Annotated in this window: 16 protein-coding genes; 7 read left to right on the top strand and 9 right to left on the bottom strand. The window is 63.0% G+C overall.

Annotated features, from left to right (window positions below; all coding sequences use genetic code 11):
• Window positions 1-76: 76 nt before the first annotated feature.
• Both IPM16_15750 and IPM16_15745 read right to left on the bottom strand, forming a co-directional pair.
• Window positions 77-1,219 (bottom strand): SH3 domain-containing protein, encoded by a 1,143-nt coding sequence (locus IPM16_15750; GenBank protein ID MBK9124553.1) that lies wholly within the window; start codon window positions 1,217-1,219, stop codon window positions 77-79.
• Window positions 1,220-1,719: 500 nt separating this feature from the next.
• Entirely contained in the window at window positions 1,720-2,361 is a 642-nt protein-coding gene (locus tag IPM16_15745; protein MBK9124552.1) for a glycerol-3-phosphate acyltransferase, read from the bottom strand.
• 181 nt (window positions 2,362-2,542) lie between these two features.
• On the opposite strand from IPM16_15745, the gene IPM16_15740 reads away from it, so the two are divergent.
• A complete protein-coding gene (locus tag IPM16_15740; GenBank protein ID MBK9124551.1) occupies window positions 2,543-3,745 on the top strand; it encodes a CAP domain-containing protein in 1,203 nt (400 codons plus the stop codon).
• A 223-nt stretch (window positions 3,746-3,968) separates the two neighbouring features.
• On the opposite strand, the gene map is transcribed toward IPM16_15740, so the two are convergent.
• Together map and IPM16_15730 are read right to left on the bottom strand one after the other, a co-directional pair.
• A complete protein-coding gene (gene map, locus IPM16_15735; GenBank protein MBK9124550.1) occupies window positions 3,969-4,718 on the bottom strand; it encodes a type I methionyl aminopeptidase in 750 nt (249 codons plus the stop codon).
• 5 nt (window positions 4,719-4,723) lie between these two features.
• Window positions 4,724-5,107 (bottom strand): DUF952 domain-containing protein, encoded by a 384-nt coding sequence (locus IPM16_15730; GenBank protein MBK9124549.1) that lies wholly within the window; start codon window positions 5,105-5,107, stop codon window positions 4,724-4,726.
• 36 nt (window positions 5,108-5,143) lie between these two features.
• Between IPM16_15730 and priA the strand changes: the two genes are divergently transcribed.
• Entirely contained in the window at window positions 5,144-7,639 is a 2,496-nt protein-coding gene (gene priA / locus IPM16_15725; protein MBK9124548.1) for a primosomal protein N', read from the top strand.
• 210 nt (window positions 7,640-7,849) lie between these two features.
• Here priA and IPM16_15720 read toward each other — a convergent pair whose 3' ends face one another.
• On the bottom strand, window positions 7,850-8,185 hold the full coding sequence (locus IPM16_15720; protein ID MBK9124547.1) for a GlsB/YeaQ/YmgE family stress response membrane protein: 336 nt from the start codon (window positions 8,183-8,185) through the stop codon (window positions 7,850-7,852).
• Between the two features lie 78 nt (window positions 8,186-8,263).
• Window positions 8,264-9,235 (bottom strand): DNA polymerase III subunit delta, encoded by a 972-nt coding sequence (holA, locus tag IPM16_15715; GenBank protein MBK9124546.1) that lies wholly within the window; start codon window positions 9,233-9,235, stop codon window positions 8,264-8,266.
• A 28-nt stretch (window positions 9,236-9,263) separates the two neighbouring features.
• On the opposite strand from holA, the gene IPM16_15710 reads away from it, so the two are divergent.
• The 5 genes from IPM16_15710 to IPM16_15690 all read left to right on the top strand — a co-directional run bounded on the left by IPM16_15710 (window position 9,264) and on the right by IPM16_15690 (window position 12,965).
• A complete protein-coding gene (locus tag IPM16_15710; protein ID MBK9124545.1) occupies window positions 9,264-9,989 on the top strand; it encodes an alpha/beta hydrolase in 726 nt (241 codons plus the stop codon).
• A gap of 54 nt (window positions 9,990-10,043) precedes the next feature.
• Window positions 10,044-10,595 carry a PadR family transcriptional regulator gene (locus IPM16_15705; GenBank protein ID MBK9124544.1) on the top strand — a complete coding sequence of 184 codons (552 nt, stop codon included), beginning with the start codon at window positions 10,044-10,046 and terminating at the stop codon, window positions 10,593-10,595.
• A gap of 18 nt (window positions 10,596-10,613) precedes the next feature.
• Window positions 10,614-11,027, top strand: a complete 414-nt coding sequence (locus IPM16_15700) for a hypothetical protein (protein MBK9124543.1) — start codon at window positions 10,614-10,616, stop codon at window positions 11,025-11,027.
• 45 nt (window positions 11,028-11,072) lie between these two features.
• Window positions 11,073-11,654, top strand: coding sequence for a hypothetical protein (locus tag IPM16_15695; protein ID MBK9124542.1), 582 nt, complete (start codon window positions 11,073-11,075; stop codon window positions 11,652-11,654).
• An 87-nt stretch (window positions 11,655-11,741) separates the two neighbouring features.
• Entirely contained in the window at window positions 11,742-12,965 is a 1,224-nt protein-coding gene (locus IPM16_15690) for a D-alanine--D-alanine ligase (GenBank protein MBK9124541.1), read from the top strand.
• A 288-nt stretch (window positions 12,966-13,253) separates the two neighbouring features.
• On the opposite strand, the gene IPM16_15685 is transcribed toward IPM16_15690, so the two are convergent.
• The 3 genes from IPM16_15685 to IPM16_15675 all read right to left on the bottom strand — a co-directional run bounded on the left by IPM16_15685 (window position 13,254) and on the right by IPM16_15675 (window position 15,961).
• Window positions 13,254-13,544: a transposase gene (locus tag IPM16_15685; protein MBK9124540.1), complete on the bottom strand. Its 291-nt coding sequence runs from the start codon at window positions 13,542-13,544 to the stop codon at window positions 13,254-13,256.
• Window positions 13,545-13,567: 23 nt separating this feature from the next.
• Window positions 13,568-14,749: an ISL3 family transposase gene (locus tag IPM16_15680; GenBank protein ID MBK9124539.1), complete on the bottom strand. Its 1,182-nt coding sequence runs from the start codon at window positions 14,747-14,749 to the stop codon at window positions 13,568-13,570.
• A 291-nt stretch (window positions 14,750-15,040) separates the two neighbouring features.
• The gene (locus tag IPM16_15675) at window positions 15,041-15,961 is read right to left on the bottom strand and encodes a dihydrodipicolinate synthase family protein (GenBank protein MBK9124538.1); all 921 of its coding nucleotides are present in this window, start codon (window positions 15,959-15,961) and stop codon (window positions 15,041-15,043) included.
• Window positions 15,962-15,966 lie beyond the last annotated feature (5 nt).

The following is a 15,966-nucleotide window of genomic DNA, read 5'->3' as shown; positions in this document are numbered from 1 at the left end:
ACTACCCAAGATTGGGGGGAAACGAAACAGGGGCGCCCGTGGGCACCCCTGTTGGCCTCGCGGTGTGGAATTGGCGTTAGTTCTCAGTCACCGTGACGACGAGCTGGGCCCTGTTGTTGGCTTCGCTGGTCTCGGTCACGATTTCTTCGGCGTCGACCATTGCTTCGAGGATAAAGTTGCCCGCCGTGTCGAACGTGTAGTCGATCAAAACGGCGGCCGATTCACCGGGGCGCAGGTTCGCCACGTTGACCGTGCGAACCTCGCCGTTAGGCCGCAACTGAAGCGATACGGTGAAGTCGCCGGTGCGCCGTGTGCCAACGTTCGACACGGTGATCGAGTATTCCTCGTTCGTCTCGCCGCCTGACGGAAACTCGATGTCCTCTTCGCCGTCGAAGATGTTGATCACCAGATCCGCCACGCCCGGCGTTGCCGTAATTGTCGGCGATGCGGTCGGAGAAGGCGTAATGGTCGGGCTGGCCGTAGCCGTGACGTTGGGGGTCGGCGTCGGCGGCGCGGCGATCACCGGCACGCTGACGCAAAACGAACCGTACAAGCTCACGAACGCGCCGGACACCCAGCCGAACGTGCCGAAGTTGTTGAGCTGATACCACGAGTTGTCGCCCAAACGGCCGGTGACCGGGATCACCGCGCCCTGTGTCAGTGTGGTAAGGATGGAATAGTTGGTGCCGGGGCCTGCTCGGAAGTTCAGGCCGCTGTTGATCAGCGCGCGGCAGGTCGGGTCGTTCGGGTCGATCGCCGGGCCCTGCGTGACGATAATGCCGGTTGTCGCGGTGGGTTGAGACGCCACCACGCGCACGTTAAGGATGGCCGGGTCGCTGGCGACGGCGCCGCGGAATGCGGTCACGGCCAGCGTGACGTCGCCGGTCACCAGCGGCGTGTAGTTGAGTATCACGTTCTTGTCGGTATCGCCCGAAGAGGAGTCCGACGCGATGGTCTTGACCGGGGACCCGTTGGCGGTCATCTGCACGCGGTCGACGCCGATGTCGTCACGCACGTTGGCTGTGACCAACAGCTCGGTGTTGACGCGATGTTCGACACCGTTGGCCGGGCTGATGATCGTGACGATCGGCTTGGTCGATACCAGCGTTGTCGGCGTCGCCGTGGGCAGGCGCTCTTCTTGTTGGGTCAGGTTGCACGCGCCCATCACAGCGGATGCCAGCACAAGCGCGCAAATCAGCAGAAAACGTGGTGTACGCATGGGTACTCCCTCGGGTCGGGCGAGGTCTGTTTGGATGAGTCTTGCTTGCATTGTAGCACGAGTTACATACGCGACCATCACGCCGAACGTACGGCTGATCGGTGCAATGTCACCGGCTGGCGGGTGATGGATCGCCGTGGGTGCTCGGCTTAGTTGGAGGTCGCGAGCACCGCGCACGCCACCGGTCCGGCGGGGCAGCCTGTGGGCGCTTGTGCTTTGGCATAGCGTATGGCGGCGAGCAGCAGCAATACGAGAGCGAACGCGAGGAGGAACGAACGGCGGCGGCGGTGCATGCGGGGCCTTTCGGACGGGCGAGCGGTGCAGCGGACCGCATTATCGAGTGCGGGCCACTGTAGTTAGAATACGACACATTCGGAGGCCTAGTGCGTTGACGGTGCCGCATACGCAGTTCGCCGCATACGCAGTTCAATGTACAGCGTGCTGCCGCGAGGCGCGCAGCGTGCCCTGCATCTAAGGGTATGGGTATCTGGGGATTGAGACTAAGCTGGGTCGCCGAGGCGGCGTTCGGTGCCATTGGCAAGCCGCATGATGTTTTCGCGGAAGCGGTAGAAGATCAGTGCGGCTGTGGCGACGGCGTACAGCGAGTACACCGAAGGCGCCATATTCTGCGTCGTCAACACGAACAGCCATGGCAGCGAGAGACCGAACAGGATCAGGACGCCGAGCGACATGTAGCGGGTGAGGACGACCGCCGCGCTGCACAGCGCGAAGCTGACCGCCACAACCGGCGCCGGCGCCAGCATCAGCAGCGTGCCGAACGCCGTCGCCGCGCCTTTGCCACCCCGTATCGAACCGGTCAGGAACAGCACGATGATTGACCAGTTGTGGCCGATGATCGCACTGGTCGCGCCGGCAGCCATACCGAGTGCAGGATTTTCGGGCATGAACTGCTGCGCGAACAAGATCGCCGCCATGCCCTTTGCCGAGTCCATGAACCACACGACAATCCCTAGGGGAATGCCGAGCGCGCGCGAAATGTTGGTCGCGCCCATGTTGCCGCTGCCGATTTTAAAGATGTCGATTCGGTGCAGCCTGCCGATAACGTAGGCGGTCGGCACCGAGCCAAGCAGATAACCGGCGGCGATGGTCAATATCAACGCCACGAGCAAAGAAATCTGCATCAACTGTATCTCACAACCCTCGGTTTAACGCAAACTTTACACGGTTATAACGCAGTGTAGTAGTTATAACACGCGCTTGATCGTTAAGGTACGCGATCCACGTTAGCGATCCATGATGAGCGATAGAGACGGTGGGGAACCGTCAGAGATTCGACCGACGGCACGTGCTAGAATGCGGCGCATGAAGCGCGCAAGACTGTTCCTCGCCCTGCTGCTGGCGGCTGCGATCCTCATGCCGGCCAGTGCGCAAGATGCGGTCAGCGATCTGTTGGGCCGGATTAACGGCCTGCGCGGGTCGCTTGGCCTGCCCGGCTATACGCTGAACTCGGCGTTGAGCGCGGCGGCCTTGAACCAAGCGCAGTACATGGTCAGCACCGGCCAGATTACCCACACACAGGCGAACGGATCGACCCCTACGACCCGCGCAGCGGCCGCCGGATATGGCGGCAGTTGGGTGAGCGAGAACATCTACGCCGGAACAAATGCGACACCCGGCAACGCATGGAACTTCTGGCTCAATTCGCCAATCCATTATCGCGGCATGACCAACCCGAATTATCAGGAAATCGGCATCGCGACGGCGTCCAGCGACTGGGGACGGTCGTACGTGCTGGTCTTCGGGCGCGTGGGCGGTACGCCGCTGGTGTCGGCAGCGTCATCGGGCGGGAACAGCGGGAGCCAATCGTCGGCGCCACCGTCTTTCGTCGTCGGCCTCGACAGTTTCGGCAATATCATGCACGAAATTCAGCCCGAGCAGACATTGGGCGACATCCTGCTGACCTACGGTTACACGTGGGACGACACCGACGAGATGTTGACGCTCAACAACCTGTCGCGTGACGACATCCGCCTGCTGCAAGTCGGCGCGATCTTCCTCGTGCCGCCGAAAGACGGCACCTATACCCCGACGCCGCTTCCGGAGGGCTGGCCAACCGCGACTCCCGAACCGGAGGACTTTGTCGCAACGGCGATCGCCGAAGCGGCAGCCAACGCAACCGCGGCCGCCCTCACGCCGACCACCACCCTCGTACCGACATCGACGCCTGAGCCGACGCAGCGGCCCAGCCCGCGTCCGTTCGATACGCCGACACCCAACACGAGCAGCGCGTCCTCGGCTCGAATCGCCACATCTGCCGGCGTTCCCGCGTTCCTCGTCATGACCATGACCCCGACGGTCAATATGCAGGCAACCGCTAGTCCTACGCCCGAAGCAACGGTGATCGCGCAGGTGGGCAGCCCGCCGCCCGCCGCGCCCGCATTGATCGAACAGGTCAGCGTTCAGCCGCCCAGCGAGTCGCCGTGGTTGATTATCGCGCTGGTCGGTCAGGCCGTGGTGATCGTGGCCGGCGCGGCGATCTTCTTCCTCAGCCGCCGCCGCCGATAGGTCGTTTGGGGCGCTGCCCCAACCCCCGCCAGAAGGCTGACGCCCGCTGGACTCCCTTTTCCGCAACAGAAGCCGCAAGCGGCCTCTGTTTCCGAGATAGGGGTCAAGAAAGCCCCAATCCTTGTCGAAGTATGGACTTCAGCACTCGCATTGCGCGGATTCAGACCGCTTGCGGTCTGAATCCGCAGAATTGGGAGTCCAGAGGGCGTCAGCCCTTTGGAAATCAGTTCAGCAGTGTTGTGATGACGGGCTTGCCGCGGGTGACGATGACGGTGTGTTCGAACTGCGCCGAGATCGCGCCGTCGACGGTCAGCAGCGTCCATTTGTCGTCATGGGTGCGGATGCGCCCGATGCCGGGGGTGAAGAACGGCTCGATCGTGAACACCGTGCCTTCGACCATCTTGGTGCGCAGGCGTGGCTGGAAGTGGTTGGGGATGTTGCGCGGGTCTTCGTGCAGCGTACGACCCACGCCATGACCGCCCAGCTCGCGGAAGGTGCGATAGCCGAACTTGCGCGCTTCGCCCTCGACGATGCGGCCGATCAGGTTAAGCGGCGCGTTTGCGGTGACGGCGTCGACGGCCTTGTCGAGCGTCGCGCGCGTGCGCTTGAGCAGCAGTTCGGCATCCGGGTTGACGGGCGGCACGATCATACTGGCCCCGGTGTCCCCGATATAGCCGTCCAACTCCGCGCTGACATCGATGTTGACGACGTCGCCGGGTTGGATCACGCGCGATCCGGGCACGCCGTGGGCAACCTGTTCGTTAACGCTGATGCAGGTCGCGCCCGGGTACTGGTACATCAGGATCGGCGCAGAACGCGCGCGGTGCTTGGCAAGATATGCCGCGCCGAGCCGATCGAGTTCAGCGGTCGTCATGCCGGGCTCGACCTGTTCCATCATGTAGTGCAGCGTCTGCGCGCAAATGCGGCCGATGTTGAGCAGGCCGCGCACGTCGTTATCGTCGCGTATCACCATACGCTTTAGTCCTCCAGAATTGCGGCGAGCGCCGGCGGCATCGCGAACAAGCCGTCCGGTTCGCAGGGCAGGCCGACAGTGTCGATCACCGCGTCGAGATTGATCGGCCCGTACAGGTGTGGGTAGAGCGGATCGTTCGGGTTATCGGGCGGGCCGGATCGGCCGGCAGCCTCCCAACGCAGCGGAGCGGTTAGCTTCTCGGCATCCACGCGCAGCACAAGCAGATCGGTACGCCCGTGATAGTGCTTGTTGGCTGTACGCAGCAGCTGCGCCGGCGTCGAAAAATGGATAAAGCCCTCAGTCGCAAGGGACGGCGAACGAATTTCGCCCGCATCCAGCCGTGAGTCCCACGCAGAGCGTGCGATAATATGCAGTATGACTCGTTCCATCACGCACCCTAACGATCAACCCCGGTATTATACGCTATGAGCTTGTACGCGGAAATCGCTATTCACGCCGCCGTGCCGACCGCCTTTCATTACCGCGTGCCGGAGTCGCTGGAAGGCCGGATTCAGGTCGGGCATCTGGTTAACGTCGGCGTGCGGTCAGGCCGTCAACCCGGCGTCGTGATTGGCCTGAGCGACACGACGCCGGTGGCTGAGCCGAAGACCATCGCTGGCTTGCTCGACCCGAATCCGGTGATGAGCGCCACGGCGGTGCGCCTCGCGCGGCGGCTTGCCGACGAGTATATGGTGCCGATCGGGCTGTGCGTCTGGCTGTGGATTCCGCCCAATCTGATTCAATACGCCGAGCCGGTTGTCACCTTGCTCGACAGCCGCTATGCCCCGAACGACGCGCTCGAACACGAAGTGCTGACCCTTCTCAAGAAACGCGGACCGCTGCGTTTCGCGCAGTTTCAGCTTTCGCTCAAGCACGACCTGTGGCGCGACTCGATCGATAAGCTGAGCGAGCTGGGCGTGGTCGACGTCGAATCGACGCTGCTTCCACCGCGCCCACGTGCCGCCCGCATCCAGACCGCCGCGCTGGCGTTCCATCCGGCGGCGCTAGACGAGGCCATGAACGCCATCCCGGACTCGCTGCGCCGTGGCGACACTTTACGCCACGTCCTGCGCGTGCTCTCCCGGGAAAGCGCTCCAATGGACGTGAGTTGGGTTTACGCGCAGACCGGTGCCAAGACTGCCGACTTGCAGCGGCTCGCGGAACTCGATCTGGTGGATCTGGGAGAGAAGCAGTCGTGGCGCGATCAGCTTGTAGAGCGCGACTATATCCCCGCTGTGCCACCGCGCCTGACCGACGAGCAGCTTCGCGCATGGGCGGTGATCGAGAAGGCCGCCGCGCGGGGGACCTACGCAGGGTTCGTGCTGTACGGTGTGACCGGCAGTGGCAAGACCGAGGTTTACCTGCGTGCCATCGATGCCGTGCTGGCGCATGGCCGTCAAGCGATCTACCTCGTGCCGGAGATCGCGCTCACCGCCCAGACGATCCGGCGGGTACAGGCGCGCTTTCCGGGACGCGCGGCGGTCGTCCACAGTCGCTTGACCGACGCGGAACGCGTGCGCGTCTGGGAACGGGCGCGCGGCGGCGAGATCGACATCGTCGTCGGGCCGCGCTCAGGGTTGTTCCAGCCGCTGCCGGATGTCGGGCTGGTGATCGTCGACGAAGAGCACGACAGCAGCTATCGCGCCTTGAGCGCGCCGTTGTTCGACAGCCGCAAGCTGGCCGAGTGGTGGATGCGCGAAAACGATGGCCTGCTGCTGATGGGCAGCGCAACCCCTGACGTCGAGACGCTGCTGCGCGCCCAGACGAAAGAACTCACGCTGCTCGAACTGCCGCGGCGGGTGTTTGCGCACCGCTTGCGCGCCGAGACTCAAGCCGCCCGTCTGCGCGTGCGGCCCAGTTCCGAAGGCGTCGAAGCGGACGCGATTGCGCGCGGGCTGCCGCCGGTCACACTCATCGACATGCGTGAGGAGCTAAAATACGGCAACACCACGATCTTTAGCGCGGCGCTCACGGCTGCGTTGGATGAGACGCTCGCCAATCAGGAGCAGGCTATCCTGTACCTCAACCGGCGCGGCACGTCGACGTATGTGTTCTGCCGCGACTGCGGCTACGTCGCGCGCTGCCCGAACTGCGATCAGCCGCTGACCTATCACGAGCACGGCAGTCAACTGCGCTGCCATACCTGCGGACACAGCGCGCCAAACCCGCGCCAATGCCCGAACTGCGCCAGCGACCGCATCCGCTACTTCGGCGCAGGCACGCAGAACGTCGAGGCCGAGGTGCTCAAACGCTGGCCGACCGCGCGCGTCATCCGCTGGGACAGCGATGTCGCCAGCAAGCCCGAAATGCACGACGCGCTGCTGCTGCGCTTTCTCGACCATCAGGCCGACATTCTGGTCGGCACGGCGATGGTCACCAAAGGGTTGGATCTGCCGCTGGTCACACTGGCCGGCGTGGTCAGCGCCGATGTCGCGCTCAACATGCCGGACTTCCGCGCGGCTGAGCACACGTTCCAGCTTATCACGCAGGCGGTGGGGCGTTCGGGTCGTGGCCTCAAGCCGGGGCGCGCTGTCGTGCAGACGCACATGCCCGGCCATTACGCGATTCAGCACGCTGCGCGCCACGACTACACCGGCTTTGCCGAAGCCGAGCTTTCGTATCGCCAGCAGTTGGGGTATCCCCCGTTCCGGCGCATGGCGCGCATCGTCTTCAAGCACCCCAACAGCGGCCGCGCCCGCGATGCGGCACAGCAAGCCGCCCGTGTCCTCAACGAACGGATTGCCGAGATGGGACTGACCGCCACCGACCTGATCGGTCCCGCGCCGTGCTTCTTCCAGCGCATCGCCGAGAACCACCGCTGGCAGGTCATCGTGCGGGCGCCCGACCCGCGCCTGCTGCTCAACGGCGTCGCGCAAGCGCAAGGCTGGCACGTCGAAATGGACCCGGTTGACGTGTTGTAGCAAGAGACGCGGAGGCTTCGCCTCCACACCTCCACAAGGGGTTTTCACCCCTTGACCCCATTACTGCGAATTCGGCAGGCACGCGTGCCTGCCGAATTCGCCAGATGGGAGTCCAGAGGGCGTAAGCCTTCTGGCGGGGTTCGGGGCAGCGCCCCGGAGAATCAAAACGAGGTCCGGTACCGGACCTCGTTGAGCCGAGGTGGGGTGGGGCTAACGGCCGAAGGCCTTGTTGCCGAACAGGCGCACCACCGCAATGGCGACGACCGCGCCGATCACGCCAGTGATGATGTTGCCGACGAGCCAGATGTCACCGATGCCCTGCAGGTTCAGCGCGCGTAGGAGCAAGCTGCCGATCGCACCACCGACGAGGCCGAGCAGGATGTTCATGCCGATACCCATGCCGTCACCACCCATAATGCGGCTGGCCAGGTAACCTGCGAGGCCCCAGAACAGGGCGGCAATGGCGATTTGAACCAAGAACGCGGCTGTCCAACCGATCACCGTGATGATCAACAGGATGACGACGATTGCGATTAGGATTCCCATGGTCGGATTCCCTCCGAAGTGTGTTCACAGTTTGCGTTGACAATAGTGTATACGCGAATTGGCGGAAAAGGTTTCGCGCTAGTCGCTTAAATCGGCAATCAACAGGTCAATGGCCATCTGAGGCGACATCTCGCCGGTCTTCATCGCGATATCGGCGTCGAGCAGACGGTGGTGGATGCGTTCGAGGTCGGGCGCGGTGAACGTGCGTGCCAGCCTGCCGAACTGCTCGGCAGCGAATCCGCGCGAACCGGTCGCTGCGGCAAGGCTTCCCCCGATGCCCGTGTCGATGAATTCGCGGGCGAGGATCAGCAGGCGGAATTGACGCATGATCATGCCGAAGATTGAAAACTCGCTCTGCTTCTCCTGTCGCAGTAGTCGATGGAAGAGCTGCATTGCGGTGCTGCCGTCGCCTTTGGCGATCGCGTCGACCAGCTTGAAGATATTGGCCTCGGGCACGTACGCCGTAATTGCGGCGACATCGTCTTCGGTGATGTCGGTGCTGGGATGGATGTAGTCGGCCAGCTTGCTCAGTTCGCTGTCGAGCGCGTGCAGGTCGGCGCCGGCGACATCGGCGAGAGCGGCGGCGGCGCGTGGCTCGATCGTCACGCCGTACAGTTCGGCTCGCTTGACGATCCATCCGGCCACGTCATCGGGGACGTCAAACGCGCGCACGACGGCGTTGGGCAGGTCGGTGGCGGCCTTCAGCACGGCGTTGCGAGCGTCGATCTTGCCGCTTTCGACCAACACGAGGCGCGCGTGCTCGGGCAGGTCGGCGATCGCCTCGGCAAGCTGAGCCTGTGCCTTGCGCCCCGAGTCTCCGGTGAGCGCTGCCAGCAGCCCGCGCACGATAACCAGGCGCCGGTCGCTCAGGAACGGGTACGACGACACCGCGTTGAGGATCTCCGGCACGCTGGTCGACGGGCCTTCGAATTCGCTGGTGTTCATGTCGCCGTAGTCGCCCATCGCGCTGCGCATCTTGTTCAGCGTGTCGCGCAGGGCGATATCGTCGGCGCCGTAGAAGATGTAGAATGTCTTGGTTGGCCCGGCCATTGTTGTCTCCCCGGGAGAGGAGTATACCATGCCGCTGATCGAGACCGCGCGCGGTGCGCTGTATCTTACGGATCACCGCCGTGACGACCGGCCGGTGGTCGTTCTGGTGCACGGCGCAGGTGGGACGCACTTGGACTGGCCGCGGGCGGTGCGACAGGTCGGGAGCCTCGCGGTCGACCTGAGCGGACACTACAAGTCGGCCGGGGACGGTCACGCCGACATGGCCGAGCACGCCGCTGACCTCGCCGCGCTGCTCGACGCGCTGGAGATCGACCGGGCTGTCGTGTGCGGTCACAGTATGGGTGGGGCGGTGGCGCTCACGTTTGCGCATCAGCACCCTGACCGGATGCTCGGCATGGCACTGATCTCTACCGGCGCGCGGCTCAGGGTGAATCCGGAGATTCTACGCCGTGCCGAAGACGATCCGGACACGCTCGACGCGTTTCTGCTTGAATACCTGTGGGCCGGCGACCCGTCCAAGCGAGGTCCACGCCAGCGGCCGATTGTCGTCGCGCGCGATTATCAGGCCGCGAACGCGTTTGACGCGCGTCCGTGGCTCGACGCCATCCGTATGCCGACTCTGGTGTTGTGTGGCACGGCGGACCGCATGACCCCGCCGAAACTGAGCGAAGCGATTGCGTCTGCGATCCCCGGCGCAGAACTGCATTTGATCGAAGGCGCGGGCCACATGCTCCAGCTTGAGCGTCCTTCGGCGGTCGCGGAGCATTTAACCACGTGGATTGACGGCTTGTGACGCTCTATATATGTCACTATTGACATATAAAACACACAATGATAGACTGACGCCATGCTCAAATTCATCTTGCTTGGTTTCCTGAACTACTGCCCCCAGACGGGCTACCAGCTCAAAGTGTTCATGGACGAATCCACCGGGCATTTCTGGCATGCGTATCACAGCCAGATCTACACCACGCTTCGTCAGTTGGAACGCGACGGGCTGGTCCGTTCGGACGAGGTCGCCGACGCAGGCGACAAGCTCAACCGGCGTGTGTATCACATCACGGCGGTAGGGCAGGAGGCCTTACGCGAGTGGTTGGCCCAGCCGCTAACCGAGCCGGTCGCCGCGAAGGAAGACCTGCTGGTGCGGTTGTTCTTCAGCGGCCAGCGCACCACGGACGACGTGCTGGACGAACTGCGCCTTCAGCGCACGCTGCACACCGCCAAGCTGCGGTTGTACGAACGGCTATCGGCTGACGACCTGCACCCGGCAAACATGCCGCGCGATGTCTTGCGCCGTGAAGCAGCGCTCTGGGGCGCCACCTTGCGTTTCGGCCTGCTTTACGAGCAGATGTACGTGCAGTGGCTGAGCGAGACGATTGAGCAGCTCGAACGCAGTTAGCCTGAACCGGAGGGCGGCATGGTGTTATCGGATGCAGCGCAGTTGATGATCGGTCTCGCGTTTATCAGTATTCCGACAATCGAGTTTGGCGGGCGTTTCTTGCTCTCGCAGCTCGGCAACCCGAATTCAGTCATCACGTCGGCAGAACAAGCCGCATACTTCCGTGCCGGCCACGCCCACGCTGGCGTGCTGGTTATCCTAGCGATCGTCGGCCAGATCGCCGCCGATTCGATTGCGGTGTCGAGCGTCATTGAGTGGGGCATCCGCATCCTGCTGTTTGCCGCCCCGATCCTGATGTCCGCCGGGTTCTTCCTCGGCGCGCCTACTGGCAAATCCAAGCGGCCCGGACGCCTGATCTCCATCTTGTACGGCGGGGCGCTGTGCCTCGCGGTCGGCACGATTGGGCTGGGCGGCGCGCTGATCTTTACATAGGCGGCGTATAATGGCCCGTCCAAATTCAAATGAGGGCACCTGTCTGTGGCTCATGTGTTTGTCGTTTACCGCCGCACGAATCCGCACCCGCAGGTCAAGCACGTCGTTGATGCGCTCGTCGCCGCGCACGGGCCACAGCGCATCGTGACGGAGATTTCCGGTCTGCGCGGTGCGACTGGTTACCGGCAGGAGGTCGCGGCGACAATCGCACGGTCGGCCGGCGTGATCGTCGTACTCGGACCTGACTTCATAAGTTCGGGCGACGCGCTCGGCCGCGGGCTGCTGGACGACCGCGAGGATCCGCTGCGCATAGAGATCGCCGCGGCACTCAAGATGCGTCCGAACGGCACCTACTTCGCGCTGGTTGGCGGGCTGGAGATGCCGCCTGCGAACGCCCTTCCGCCCCCGCTTCGCGCGATGCCACGCACTGCTTGGGTGATGCTTGGCGGCGGAAATCCGTTTGAAGAAGGTGTCCAGCAGTTCGTGACCATTGCAGCGGGACTGCTCAGCGGGTCGATCCGGCGCACACGGCTGATGATCGCGGCGGGAGTGGCCGTGTTTGTGCTGTTGTGTGTTCTCTTTGCCGTGTTCATGAGTCAGACGAGCGGATCTGGCGGCCTGTTCTGATAGGGCGCGCGACTACCAAGCGCCCTTGACGAGCGCCGGCTTTGCGCGGATAGTTGCCTCGTTGCAGCACGCAGAGTGGGGGCAGCAATGGGCGCAAGACGCAAGACGACAGTCGCCGTGATCTTCGGCGGCCGCAGCGTAGAACACGACGTTTCGATCATCACCGGCAGCCAGATCATGCGCGCGTTCGACGCGGCGCGGTATGACGTGGTCGCCGTCTACATCACCCGCGATGGGCGGTGGTTCACCGGCGAACCGCTCAAGGTGCTGGACAGTTACACCGGCGATGTCACGAGCATCAAAGGCGTCGAGCCGGTCGTGCTCTCGCCGAGCACGCAGCATCACGGCCTGATCATTAAGCCGCTGACCGGATGGTTCCAGCGCAGCACCATTCAACGCATCGACGTGCTGTTTCCGGCCATACACGGGTCGCACGGCGAAGATGGCACGCTGCAAGGGCTGTTCGAGTTGGCCGACATCCCGTATGTCGGATGTGGCGTGCTGGCCTCGGCGCTAGGCAACGACAAGGCGCTGACGAAGGTCGTGCTGCGTCAGTCCGGCGTGCCGGTCGTGGACGACGTGGTGTTTACGCGTGCTGAATGGCAGGACGACTCCGAAGCGGTGTTGGCGCGCATCGAGGAGCGGATGAGTTATCCGCTGTTCGTGAAGCCGGTGACGCTCGGCAGCAGTATCGGTGTCGGTCGCGTCAACGATCGGGCCCTGCTGCGCGCGACGATCGAGGTCGCCACCAGTTTCGATCGGCGCGTGATCGTCGAACCCGCCGTTGTCGATTGCGTCGAGATCAACTGCGCGGTGATGGGAGACGACACCGGTTTCACTGCGTCCGTACTCGAACAGCCGAAGGGTTGGGCGGAGTTCCTGACGTACGAGGACAAGTACATGCGCGGCGGTGAGGGCATGAAATCGGCCGAGCGGCTGATCCCCGCGCCGCTGTCGCCGGAGCAGACCGAGCGCGTCCAGTCGATCGCTAAGCAGGCGCTCGCGGCGATCGAAGGGCGCGGAATCGCCCGCATCGACTTCCTCGTGCGCGGTGAGGATGTCTTCCTCAACGAGATCAACACCATGCCCGGCTCGCTGGCGTTCTATCTGTGGAGCGAAACCGGAATGAGCAACGCCGACGTCGTCGACCGGTTGGTGACGCTGGCACAGAACGCCGGGGCCGAGAAGCGCCGCACGTCGTTCGACTACCAGTCGAATCTGGTGCAGCTTACCCAGCAGCGTGGCGGCCTCAAGGGGTTGAAGGGCGCCAAGTCGACAGCTTCCCCCAAGCCTACGCCCGTCAACGCTTAGCAGAATCACACAGGCCGCGAAATCGCGGCCTGTCGTTTGTGCCTTCGAGGAGAATCCCGCCGAACCGACAGCGCCCCTCAATACCCCGATCGCTGAATTCTTCCGCCGTATTGCATTTCCTCAGTACGCACGGTTTGCGTTACTGACGACCTCCTGGCTGCAACGTTGACTTTGCGGTGGGCCAAGAGAGGACATGACTCTCTCAACCCACCTCGGAGTACCGTCGCGGAGGCTACGTTACTCCTTCCCACAGGATAACACGGGAAGGCTCTTGCTCACTTTGTGTGCTCACGGGGAATAGAGGATCCTCAAGCGCAAGAGGTCCAGTTTGGTGCGACCATACCTCTGCCGTTTGAGCATCTTGAGCCGGTGGATTTGGCCTTCCGTCTGACCGTTGCTCCACGGCAGTTCGAGGGCGGCTCGGACCGCAGCGAAGTCCTGTGAGATGGAAGCGGCAAAGTGCCGTAGTGCCGCTACCGGGCTGTGAGAACAGGTGTCAACCCACGCATTCAATCCATCCGGTTGCATCTGGCGGTCCATGGTCATGAAGTGCTGAGCCAACAGGTACAAACCCGCCAATCCAGCATCCTGCTGAAGACGGGTCAGAACGGATGAGTCCTCGGGGGACAGTTAGGATCAGCGGTCAAGACACGCACACACGTCGGCAAGGTCGGGAGGCGAACCTCCGTCATTGCATCGGACGACACCTGTGGATTGTGGGGGCGGTGACGCTGGTTGTGCACCCATTTGGCGACTTGACCGGACGCGCCGGGATAGCCGCGGTCGCGAAGTTCACGCCACAGCTGCTGCGCGTTGGTACAGCCCGTGGCCACGCGCTGTTTCAGATAGCCGATAAACGGGTCCAACATGCTTGGGACGTAGGCGCTGCGGCGTTCCGGAACCGTCTTGGCGTGATACAGGCGATGCACCTTACCGCGACTCATCCCCAGTACGCGGGCAATCCGCCGTTCGCTGTGCCCGTGCTGGCGGAGCTGCTGGACCTGAATGTACTCACGCATCCGCCGTGCCCGAACCGCCGCGCTCGTACGCAGATCGGACGCCGCCCGTGGGAACTTCTCACGAGGTGCGTTCGCATAGGCGGAGGACTGGACTTTCAGGGTCATGCGCGGCAGGCGCTCGAGCAGTACGCGCTGCACCATCTCCGACAGGTTCTTCAGCAGGTGCCAGCGATCTGCAACCTGGATCGCCCACGGTGCACCCTCGGCGACCGCCTGCGCGTATTGTGGGGAGCGGTCGCGCGCAACGACCCGGATCTGAGGATACGTTCGCAGCCACTCGACCACCGTTTCCGCGTCGCGGTCTTCCAGTAGGTCCACTACGCGGTGGCGCTCGAGATCTACCACAATGGTGCCGTAACGCTGCCCCTTCCGCTTGGCCCAGTCGTCGATGCCGATAATGGTCGGCGACGGCGACGGCGCGTTGGGATGTTGGCGCACGATGCGCAGAAGCGTCGCGCGACTGACCGCCAGGTGCAGTTGGCGCGTCAGGCGCGCACCAGCCTGTCCGCCTGCAACCTGTCCGATGTGCCACAACACCGTACTAAGCCTGGCCGTGCGGCGCGCATGTCGGGCCACCACGCCCGGGATCTCTTCCACAAACGTGACTTGTGGACACTCCGGATTGCGACAGCGAAAGCGTTTGGTTCGTACGCTCAATATCACGCCGTGTTCGCCTATGGGCAAATCCTTCACGAACCGCTGACGATAGCTGTGAATGTTCGTTGACGTCACGCCGCAGACCGGGCAACAACACGCATGTGTCATTGTCTGCACTTCGACCTGGCAAATTCCGTCCCTATACGTGACGCGCTCAACTCGACACTGCGCTGACTGGAGGTAGGGAAATTCGACCATCGTGTTTTCGCATCACGATAGCCCAGTTCCTTCTCCCTGCACACAAAGTGAGCAAGAGCCCAAAGACGGGGTGGTTACCGTGCGCAACATTGCGCCACATCGGCCAGTCTTTGCTCAACTTCTGACTGGTAGCACAGATGGGGTAGTTACTGGCCCAGTCCGGTGTCCGATCACGTTCCCAATGGTCACGTGATCGCTTCGCTACTGTCCGGCGTCAAGTGCAAGCCCAGCCTCAGCAAACGCAGCTTCCAGCCAGCCCTTGATCTCCGCGTATTTCGGGCTATCCAGTGCAGGGACGGACATCGGTTTGCGCGCAAATCCCGGATCATAACCGCGCGCATAGAGCGCCATCTGCGACGCAATCGTGCTGTCGGTGAAGTGCATCTTGGAGCTCAAGTCCATCATCAGTACGTACAGCCGCTCGGCCCGGTCCATATCGCCGGCGAACGTGGCGTGGGTGAGCGCCGTCATGATCTCAGGCGCCCAGTTACTCATACCGGCGATCATGGCGCGCACGCCCATTTGATAGAACGGGAGCCACCCCTTCGACGTACCGAGGATGATCTGGAACTTCAGCCCCTTGAGTTTGCTTTCGTAGAACGCGCGGCTGACAAAGCCTACGTCCAGCGGGCTGTCCTTCATGCCAGCAAGCCCCATGTCCTGCAGTTTGCGCACCGTTCCCAACGTGAAGGCAAAGCGTGACGTCTCGGGATTGTTATAGGCAAAAACCGGCAGCGATGTCGACTCGATCAAGTCGCGATAGAACTGGAGAATCAGGTCTTCACTGTGCTTGTAGTAGAACGGCGGCACGGCGCCAACTGCTGTCAGTCCGATTCGTTGGGCTTGCTTGGCCAACGCAATCGTGGATGCCGTGTCGATGCAGCCGACGTGCCCGATCAGCACCTTGCCGTCGAAGTCCGCTGCGGCCGACTTGGCGACCTCGAAGATCGACGTGCGCTCCTCAATTGTCATAAGCGGGCCGGCGCCGTAAGACCCGGTCAGAAACAGGCCGTCAACACCGCGCTCGAACATCCAGCGCATGTGCCAGGACGTTTTGGCGAGATCCGGTTTGCCATCGGCGTCGAACAGTGTGATGTTAGGGACCAGCGAGCCGGTGATCATGGGGT

This window comes from Candidatus Flexicrinis affinis, from assembly GCA_016716525.1.
Taxonomy (GTDB): Bacteria; Chloroflexota; Anaerolineae; order Aggregatilineales; family Phototrophicaceae; genus Flexicrinis; species Flexicrinis affinis.
Note: the sequence above shows the minus strand (reverse complement) of the source record. Positions and strands in the feature narration are given on the sequence as shown.